Raw genomic sequence first — 9945 nt, 5'->3', positions numbered from 1 at the left:
AAACTCAGTGCATTGTTTAAGAATTAGGCAACTATGGACCAGGCATGTCTTCTATCTGAATTAAGCAACAAAACCTCAGAAACCAACACTTTAATGCGCATACAAAAGAACATTCACCACACTTTTATGCGCATAAAAGTATGGTGTCAATACACAAACAAGCGCATTAATATGATAAGGTGAGATTAAGCGTAACCAAAATACGAGCAACATGGTATGAAACGATCAATCTTAGACAAACTGCTGAGCTGGAAAAATAAACCATCAAGAAAACCACTCTTGATCGATGGTGCCAGACAGACAGGTAAAACTTATCTGTTACAGGAACTACTAGGTCAAAATTTTAACAAAGTTATAAGAATTGATTTCTTAGAAGAGCCGCAGTTCAGAGAAGCATTTTCTAATTCTCTAAATCCTGACGATATCATTACCAATATTGAACTATTAACGGGAGAGGTATTTGACCTCGCCACTGATCTACTGATCCTCGATGAGATAGGTGAGTGTCCAAAAGCGGTCACTGCCTTGAAGTATTTTTCCGAAAAAGCACCACAAGCTTATATTGCAGCAAGTGGCTCTAACATTGGTTTACTTACATCCTTTCCTGTCGGTAAGGTTGAACAACACAACTTAAGACCATTAACATTTAAAGAGTTTCTTTGGGCAAGTGAAGAAAAGCCACTCATTAAAGCATTTGAGCAGCAAGTGAACTCTGAAGTTGCACATACAAAGCTATTCGGCATGCTTACTGATTATTATTTTGTGGGCGGAATGCCTGAAGCTGTTGATACTTGGTTTACTCATTCAGACAGAAGTATCATTGAACGAACGGAGCTTGTTTCAGACGTTCAAAGCAACTTAATTCAAGGTTACTTACGAGACTTTGGCAAGTACTCGGATAAAGTCGATGCCACACTTATAGAGTCCGTATTCAGAAACATTCCTTCACAGTTATCGTCAGTATTTGATGATTCAGTAAAACGTTTCAAGTTTAAAGGCGTCCATCAGCGTAAATCTCGATATGCTGAATACGAAAGTGCCATTACATGGCTACATAAATGCAGACTAACCTTGAAGAATTACCCTATCGATGGGCAACCTAGATCGCCCTTATCAGCCTATCAAAAAGAGAATGCTATAAAGCTGTTTCTATTTGATGTAGGACTACTTAATCACATGCTCGCGACAAATTACCGTGAAATAAAGCAACAAGGGTACGAATACAAAGGCTACGTTGCTGAAAACTTTGTTCAACAAGAACTTGCAGCACTGGGCTACGAACCGACTTTTTCATGGGGGGATGCTAGAGCTGAGATTGAGTTTGTCATTGCCGATGAGGTTGGTCGTATAATTCCTATAGAAGTAAAGAGTGGCAAAAGGACTCGTGCTAGGTCACTGCAATCCTATGTATCGAAGTGTAAACCACACAAGACAATCAAACTAACAGGAACACAAGGCTCCAATGCACTAGAGCAAGACAATGTTGTAATGCCTCTGTATTACACACAATACTTGAACGACCACCTTAAGGTTCCGATAGAGAGTTAGCCATACTTTAGGGGTAACTCAAAGCCCCATGGCTTTGAGTTCTCTATTGTTCTTTCATTACATAAAGTAAGTCACATTAGACTTTTAATAAGATCGCTAAGTTTACAAGCATAAAAGCTCACTACTGTAGACTTTTATGTAATAACTCAATGTACTCACCATAAAGGTTAACTTTAATAGACTTTTATTTAAAATCTACGTATAAACAACTTAAAAGTCTACCAAGGTGTACTTTATTGCATCATGCTATATGGAGGTTCCATGGTTAAGAAAGTAAAAGCAACTGAGTCACCAGATCTAAGCCAGGTGTTCACACCATCACTACTTGGTGAGGCGATCAAAGCAAAAAGAACTCAAAGTAAAATCACCCAGCAGGATGCAGCATTGCTTTCTGGCGTTTCAAAACAAACCTACATAAAAATTGAACAAGGCAGCTCCGATATTAAACTAACCTCTTTAATGAAAGTTGTGTCTGCTCTAGGGATAAAGATATCGATACAACCATGGCAAGACTTAGATGCTTCAGTCCCATCACAGGAGAAAGGTAATGACGTCTGGGTCTAATCAATACATCCTCGATATAGTTTATTAAATGGGGTTATTACCGCACAGAAGGTCATTCAAAAGCTCGCAGTCGAGGAGATACACGGCACAGTAATCATTATTCCGATGATTAATGTGTCAGGCATGCTGATGCACAGCCGGGATTTTATTTCATCGGATCCGGATGCATCCCCTGCGAACCTTAACCGCATTTTCCCAGGTAACCCGAACGGTGATGCCTCACAACGTTTTACACATTCAATTTGGCATAACTTACTCAGCTGTAATGCGGATCTTGCTATCGTTCTGCATACCCAAACTCGCGGAGCAGAGTATCCTTTGTATGTCTTTGCCGATTATCGAATCCCCGCAGCAATCAAAATGGCTCGATTGATCAATCCTGACTGTATTTTTGATGATCCAGGTGATGATGGCGTCTTAGAAACGCAGCTCAATAAAAATGGCACGCCCGCGATCACCGTCGAGGTTGGATCTGGAAAGATTTTACAACCCGACCTCATTGAGCGTTCAGTGAATGGCGTGATGAATATCCTACACTCGGAAAATATTATCCCTACAAAGATAGAGCAGCCTCACTATGCCTGCTTTGAAGGCAAAGAAACGATGACCATTAGAGCCAATGTCGGTGGTTTCGCTCTCCCTCAAGTTAAGGTCGGTGAATCAGTACAATTAAAACAATTGATTTCAATTCAATATGATAGCTTTGGTTCTGAGAAACAACGCTATTATGCGCCTGCTGATGGCTATGTACTCAGCATCAATCAAGACCCGATGCGTGAACCGGGCGCTTTGTTAGTCAGACTATTGAAGTAACACGTCACTTCATCAAATGGCTCTTTGCTGATGGCATTTGAGTCGTTAACCCATATTGTGAGAAGGGGATAACTCGGCAGAGCTATCCCCTTTTTGTTACTTATAAATATTCATCACAGTAAGTAAGTGATCAGAAATAGTGCAGGAAAAAAGCTTGAGAACAAGGAAGCATTTTTCGATAAGTAGTTATTCTGCAATCAAAAATTCTAACGCAATTATCGAGCGTGTTAACCAGCTAGTGCAACCAGTTATTTGCTACGATTGGTATTAGTATTACTGCTGAGAAAGCCCAGTATCACTACGCCGACTATGACGGCACAAACAATAGCAAATAGACGTGTCATTTGTGCCGAGAGGGACGCCGATCCTGGGTGACTAATAATCTGATAAACCAAGGTCGTAAAATTAGTAAACAAGAGCTGATAAATCGTCAGGTTTGCCTGCCGCCTAATAGCAAAACACGCAAGTTGCAAACCACACACTAAACTCACCCCATAAACAACCAAGATTGGAGCGCCTGACACCATCATGATCATCACCGGTAACGTAAATAGAATACCAACGCCAGTAGTGACAAGCTTGTTTCGGCTGAATGTCCGGTGGTCGTGATTCGATGGGCTTTTCAACATACTGCCAAGCGTAATCGCGATCAACATCGTTTGTGAGACCGAATTTCCTACCAAAATCGCCAGTACAACCACAACTGCGGTCGCTTTAAATGCAACCATAATATGGTCACCAGTAGTGGGCGCATCGGAAACTGCCGCAGTCGGAAGGACATTCACTTCATCCCCCGGGAATAACCAGAACCCCAAGTAAGTGACGAGCAAAGCTATCACCAGCTTTTCAAATAACAGCACAGGCAATCCCGCCATTGGGAGATGCATTTGCTTGTTGACCACCACCATCACGATGACCACGATAATGGTCAGTGTCGCGATGATATCTTTTGTATTCTGATGGCTACGCTGATAGCTCCAGAACAGCAATAACCAGCAATAGAGGACAAAACCGGTTGGCGAGTCGACCAATACACTACCAAAAAACACCACACCAAAGCTGATTAAGATTACTGCAACGATCACCTTTAATATTAAATTAATCGGTGGTTTGGATGGCATCAGTGTCATGAACATCACAACAAATATGGGCGACAAAACAGCGAGCATCTGCCCACTTTGTTGATGGTAGAACAATAGCGAAAGCGGCAGTAACACCAATCGAATAATGGAGTTAGCTGAGCTATGAAACATAAGTCCACACACTTAGAATTCTCATCCAAAGCTGAGCAAGCCACTCACCTAGGGTACTTTGTTCTGTCATGACGGCCACCGTGGCTTGTGAACCAAAACGAATGTTGCTTGGAACCTCACCATGATCAAACACAATATTGACAGGGTAGCGCTGCGCGGCAATAGAATTGGTGTCTGAGTTTAAAAAACCAGTCTCTTGGTCAGTACTATTGCTGCCACCCGTTCCCCAACCAATGCTGTCAACCGTGCCGTATAGCACTCGCCCCGGTAACGCGTCCAACACGATCTCAACACTTTGCCCGACTTGTATATGCTCTAGTGAGTTTTCTCGATATAACGCAGATATCCACACCTCTCGCGGATCAACAAAGGTCAAAACGGGTGAGCCTGCGGTTGCTCGCTGGCCTACAGTCAATTGTAGGTTGCTCACAACGCCATGAGAAGGAGCCATCACTTGGGTTTTCTGTAAATTAAGCTGAGCCTGCTCAAGCGTTGCAATCGCCGCCAACACTTGTGGATTATCACTCCCTTCTGGCCCTAACGCTTGTTTTGCTTGAACCAGAGAAGCTTCTGCTGCTTTCAATGACGCCTCAGCACGATCACGGTTCTCTATGGCGTTATCTAATTCAGAGCGGCTAACTAACCCTTTACTGGCGAGCTCACTCACTCGGCTCGCTTGCTCTCGAGAATTGTCCCTAGCCGCAACCGCCTCGGTCACGTTCGCTTGTGCAACGTTGACTGCCGCTGTGCTTGCGCCAATATTTTGGCCGACTTGAGCAAGATTCGCTTCAGCGGAACGCAAACTGATCTGATAGTTTCGATCATCAATTTCAAACAACACTTGGTTCGTTTCAACGACCTGGTTATTTTCAGTTTGCACAGACGTGATATTGCCAGAAACTTCAGGGGCGATACGCACAATATAAGAGTGAACACGGGCGATCCCCGTCATTGGTGTGACACGGTCGGCCCACAAACTGTAAAGCCACACCACTAAAATAACCGAAATGATAATTAAACTAAGCTTGCGTGAAGATTTTTCTGCTTTTGACATATTCTCTCTCTCGATCCGACAGCATGATTTACTCGTATGCCGAATACGATGTTTTCAAATTTAAAGTGAATTCCACTTCATTGTAGTCGATCACTCTCTTGAGTAAAAACAAACAATTACTTGAAATATTGTCACGGCAACAGTCATCCGTTAACAGTCATCAATCACCAACTAACAATCAACAAAAAGCCACCGACCTCAATATTGAGATAGGTGGCTATTCAAACGCCAGTCTTACAAGACGAGTAAGATCTTGGGGTTACTCCATCTTGCCTAGCAAGTAATCTTCATCACTGCTCACTATCGCGCCGTATTTCAAGAAGTTCTTACCTAAGATCATACTGTAATCGAAGCGTGAACGATCTTGAAGATTTACCCTCACTCTCTTCTCTAGCGCACCTAACTTAATGTTCATTTCAACCACTGGACGAATATTAACTTTCTCGCCCTTCTTAGCCTTAATACGCATCACATCGACAACAGGCTTGGTGAACTCTTGCTTAGCGCCTTGGTTATTTTGATAGGTAAAGTTGACCATATCTTGGCCATCTTTTTCAAACCGTTTGATGTTCACCGCATTCATCGAACTGACATCTGCGCCAGTGTCGAGCTTCGCTGGGAATTTCATGCCTTTCACTTCAACAACTTCAATGTGCCCGGCTTTAAACAGCGGTTCAGCCTCCAGCAGAGAATCAGAACGCGTATTCAAATAGACGCCCTCTTTCGCGATCTTTTTTCCCAGAATGAAATAGGCTTGCTGCTCATCCTCATCGAGTACATCCAGTGCAAACTCTTGCTGGTAACGAGTATCAGATACGGCCAATTCCCCGAGCACAACAGGGCGAACATCGTCACCTACACGAAGCTTCTTAATCACTGGCTTCGACACCTTCTGTGTCTCTCCATCAGCATCGGTCAAAAAGAACTCAACCGAGGTATCTGTACCCTTTCCTGTCATTTCAAAGCTATCAACCTTCAACAGAGGAGTGTTGACTGTGAATGAAGCAACCGCCTTAAGGGGGAATTCATCCAGCGTGATATCTTCCTCAGGTGAGAGGATCAAAGCTTCATCATTCTTGGCAAGAGCACGGAATTTCTTTACGCCCTTAGCAAGAAGATTCTCAGCATTGATATCGATCATGAACAATTCACTGGTTGTATTGGTGCCAAACCTCAGCGGTGAGCGACTGCTAGAGCGATCACGCAAGTAAACCAAAACCTCTCGGGTGGTATTGTCATCGAGCTGAACGGGCACATAAACGAGCGGTCTCTTGTGACCACTCACGCTCAACATACGAACCAGTGGTAAGGTCATTTCTTGCTGCTTTCCACTGTTACTGACCATATCGAACGTCACTTGGTTGCTGTTTTTATCGACATCAATATTTTTTGCATGCAAAACACTGTAGCGACTTTTTAAAGAGAACGTCGCATTCATCGATAATCCAGAAATAGACACCTCCTCTTTTCTCCCCACCACTATCGCATTTTGCTGCTCCTGCAAATAGTCATAGCCTGCAAACACCAAAGCATTATCGGCGAGATACGTTTTACCGATAAGCACTGGGGCGGAGAAGTGATTTCTGTCGGTCAGGTTAACGTCGGTCTTTAACGTTTTATCAGCAATCGTCAGCGAGATCTTTACCGTCGGGCGAAGCAAAGGTGTGCTGCTAGTGCGGCTACGGATCATGCTGACACGCTCTAAAGGCTCTTCTATTAATGCCATTTCGCCAGTCAGTGGATTCAGGACTTTAAATGACACAACAGCCTGATACTCAGCAAAGGTGCTGCTATCCCACAGCTCGTAGTCAATGTCTTTGTTATTCAAGATATCTTCGGTAAGCGCCGCCATTAACGCTTCATCTTCCAAATCTCGGTAATCGGCATGAGAGCTCTTCACGTGAATCTCTTCAGCGTGCATCGAGGTCGTTTCTGCGCCAGTGTCGATTTTACCAATCAAAGGAATATCTTTTAGTCCTTTAACGTCCGACAGATAAACATTCTCGGTACGGCCAAAAACCAATTTCCCATCGAGTTCATAGGCTGGGTTCTGAGTAGTGTGTGAAATATCCGCTGCTAAAGAGTGTTGCGATAAAAGCAGAGTACTTAAAAGGGTTAGAGCCAAGGGTATCTTTTTCATGGGTTGGTCCGTTGTGATCCGCTCGCTAATAATACTGGTATTTCGGCGTAGAGTTCCCCTACCAGCAATGGTTCTAACATAACGCTAACGCTATGGTTTTTTCAATGACAAACCGTTGACTTTGCACAGTGTGGTGGTTATCCATTGTTGACCATTAGACACCCAATCAACTTTGCCACTACAAATCACTTTTCAAAACGGGATACGATATTAGCGATATAAATATCTTGAGTCAGTTTAACTGGCTAAAACACCAACGGTTCTAGGTAAACATAGCACTAAAACATAGCGACGGTTTTTCTCGCACAGATCGCTCGGGCTTTTTCTCCACCTGCCGTTATATTTGGGGAATCGCTTCTATTTTGCAAATAGCATTGGCGATAAGATTCGATGTATTGATCGAATAACGCTTTTCCATTAGCTTGTGGTAGTGCGAGCAGTTGGTTGATGAACGTCCTTGAGCCAACCTCAAAATGCTGGGTGTCGATGGGGGTGTTCCAGTCCCCTCCCCAAATCAGAAAACCGTGATGAGCAAATAGCTCAACGACCTCTTCTGCCATGCCTTGACGTTCCATTTCATCTCTTGCACGAAAGCGAGTGCGGTTCACATAACGAGTCGCAGATTGCGATGGTTTTACCGTAATTCGCCCGTTGCTATCAAAGGCTAAAAAAGGATTTTGAACCGGGTTAATGTCGATTGCCACACCATAAGCATGTTTTGACCAACCTCCTCCGCCAGTGATCGGTCGAGCGTTAAAGGCACTGCTATTGTTTGCTTCCATGGAAGCGTAATCATCGCCCTTAAATTCACGCATCAGCCGAGCAGTGTGCAACGGAAAATTGCGCTGCTTGAGATCTGAAAAGATTTGTTCAACAGCTGGCGCAACAACATCAAGCACGATCATATTGCCCGGTTGTGTTTCGCCTTTGAAGTTAATGAAATCGAAATCCACTTTGAATAGACGATCGCATCCAACGGGCGCACCACTACTCAAGACATTGTTCTTTTTCATCATGTCGCATTGCCATTGAGAGATAGGCGCAACTTGGGCAAAACTCATGGCACTGAGCACCATGGTCGTGAGGGCGAAAATAAAACGTTTCATATCAAAGACTCAAGAATAATAAGAGTGAAAAGTAGTTGGGGTTGGAAAATAACATATTAAGCCAAGTTGAACGCACGCTTTGTTAGCGAGTTTTATCCCAATAGACAATCTCTCGAACTCGTCCGCTCTGATCCGTATCCGCTTCACCAGCAACATAAGAAGGCTCAGGTAAGGTCGATAATCGCGGAGCGTTGTAGGCAATCAACATTAGTACAAAAGCATCATAGATATCATCGACCGCAACGTCTTTACGCTTGGTGTATGAAATGGCCAACGACACTCCCTCACACCATTGAGGTGCTAGTTGCTGAATAATAGCAAGCCTTTCCTCTTGACCCTGTTTCGTTCGCTTAGAAAACGTCAACGGTTCGCCTTTCAAAGCAGCAAATACAACCTCTGGATGTGACTCTCTTATCGAAAGGCTTGGGTGAGCTTCAATGAGTTCATCAAGCTCGCGGATCTTGGGAACAATTCCCCAAGTCTGTTTAGAAAACTTCTTATCAAGCTGTTCCACATTGGCACTACACGCCGCTATATAACCGGTTTGGTAAACCGCTTCTCGGCACGGTACTGGAAACACGGAAGAACCACGCTTGCTGGTGAGGAAACGTCTGGCTGCTTTATCGCACAACCTATCAGGAGTGAGCGAGTCGCTAAAGCCAATCGGCATATCGATTAACGTTGTTGCTCCGGTAAGGTCATCAACCAACTCATCGAGTGTATTTACCACTTTGAGCCTAGGTATTTCATTGTTACAGACAATCCAAGCGATCCAACCTAATTTACAGCCATCAATTCCAATGTATTTCATTATGTTCTCGATAGTTAGGGCGTGTTGATAAGCTATTTTTGATTATTAGCCTACTTGATGAACAAGAGCCTCTCCAATACCAAGCGTTCGGAAATCGTCGAAGAGGTGCTACAACAAGAGTCGGAACAGGAAGAGATATTGCTTGATCAAGCTCATTCACTGTTTAACCCGAATATCAAAGAGGTGAATATTTCAGGCTCAATAGCACCTGTCTTTGCCATTCAATGGGCACTGGCTAACAAGATTAAAGATTTAGCCCACCTTTGTGCTGTCGAAGATGAATATTTTGACTATTTCGAGCACCTCGGCGGCCCAGCAGCTTTCATGTCCTATAACGGCCTACAACTCTACTTAGAATCGCGTCAAGATCCGGAATGGGTAGAAAAATCGGACCCAAATAAACAGTATTGGTGATTAAGAGCCAGTATGGGTGAACACGCGCAAGCTCGATGCAAGTGAGACCTCCCCCCCTACTCAAGCCTATCACTCATATCAGCCATTCACGCAAAGTGCCTTTGACCGCTGTTTTGCCAATTGCGTTTATTATGCGCACCTCAAACGCCTCCTTTTGTATTAATCACTATTTATGCACCCTAAAAATCAACAGAATAAGCAACAAGCTGCACTTACCCACTAATACAACAAGCAAACAACCA

The 9945-nt window shown here is 43.7% G+C and carries 8 protein-coding genes and 1 pseudogene; 4 read left to right on the top strand and 5 right to left on the bottom strand.

Features of this window, described 5'->3' with window-relative positions; genetic code table 11:
* Nucleotides 1-216 precede the first annotated feature (216 nt).
* The 3 genes from Q1A70_RS02610 to Q1A70_RS02600 all read left to right on the top strand — a co-directional run bounded on the left by Q1A70_RS02610 (nucleotide 217) and on the right by Q1A70_RS02600 (nucleotide 2925).
* A complete protein-coding gene (locus Q1A70_RS02610) occupies nucleotides 217-1548 on the top strand; it encodes an AAA family ATPase (protein ID WP_299686574.1) in 1332 nt (443 codons plus the stop codon).
* A gap of 261 nt (nucleotides 1549-1809) precedes the next feature.
* Nucleotides 1810-2112, top strand: coding sequence for a helix-turn-helix transcriptional regulator (locus tag Q1A70_RS02605; protein ID WP_017104942.1), 303 nt, complete (start codon nucleotides 1810-1812; stop codon nucleotides 2110-2112).
* Nucleotides 2113-2115: 3 nt separating this feature from the next.
* Nucleotides 2116-2925 (top strand): succinylglutamate desuccinylase/aspartoacylase family protein, encoded by an 810-nt coding sequence (locus Q1A70_RS02600; RefSeq protein ID WP_363318210.1) that lies wholly within the window; start codon nucleotides 2116-2118, stop codon nucleotides 2923-2925.
* Between the two features lie 248 nt (nucleotides 2926-3173).
* Here Q1A70_RS02600 and Q1A70_RS02595 read toward each other — a convergent pair whose 3' ends face one another.
* The 5 genes from Q1A70_RS02595 to Q1A70_RS02575 form a co-directional block, all read right to left on the bottom strand.
* Complete coding sequence (locus Q1A70_RS02595; RefSeq protein WP_299686577.1) at nucleotides 3174-4178, bottom strand: DUF2955 domain-containing protein; 1005 nt, start codon at nucleotides 4176-4178, stop codon at nucleotides 3174-3176.
* Nucleotides 4168-5232, bottom strand: a complete 1065-nt coding sequence (locus Q1A70_RS02590) for an HlyD family secretion protein (RefSeq protein ID WP_299686579.1) — start codon at nucleotides 5230-5232, stop codon at nucleotides 4168-4170. The genes Q1A70_RS02595 and Q1A70_RS02590 overlap by 11 nt, the downstream gene beginning before the upstream one ends.
* Before the next feature lie 259 nt (nucleotides 5233-5491).
* The gene (locus Q1A70_RS02585; protein WP_299686581.1) at nucleotides 5492-7372 is read right to left on the bottom strand and encodes a RimK/LysX family protein; all 1881 of its coding nucleotides are present in this window, start codon (nucleotides 7370-7372) and stop codon (nucleotides 5492-5494) included.
* 278 nt (nucleotides 7373-7650) lie between these two features.
* Nucleotides 7651-8478 (bottom strand): M15 family metallopeptidase, encoded by an 828-nt coding sequence (locus Q1A70_RS02580; RefSeq protein WP_299686583.1) that lies wholly within the window; start codon nucleotides 8476-8478, stop codon nucleotides 7651-7653.
* A gap of 82 nt (nucleotides 8479-8560) precedes the next feature.
* A complete protein-coding gene (locus tag Q1A70_RS02575; RefSeq protein WP_299686585.1) occupies nucleotides 8561-9289 on the bottom strand; it encodes a DUF429 domain-containing protein in 729 nt (242 codons plus the stop codon).
* 57 nt (nucleotides 9290-9346) lie between these two features.
* Here Q1A70_RS02575 and Q1A70_RS02570 point away from each other — a divergent pair.
* Nucleotides 9347-9703, top strand: a pseudogene (locus Q1A70_RS02570) (hypothetical protein); the annotation flags it as partial.
* Between the last annotated feature and the right edge of the window lie 242 nt (nucleotides 9704-9945).

Origin of the sequence: uncultured Vibrio sp. (genome assembly GCF_947488985.1) — a bacterium.
Classification (GTDB): Bacteria; Pseudomonadota; Gammaproteobacteria; order Enterobacterales; family Vibrionaceae; genus Vibrio.
The sequence above is the reverse complement of the archived record's forward strand: the minus strand, read 5'-3'. Positions and strand labels throughout refer to the sequence as shown.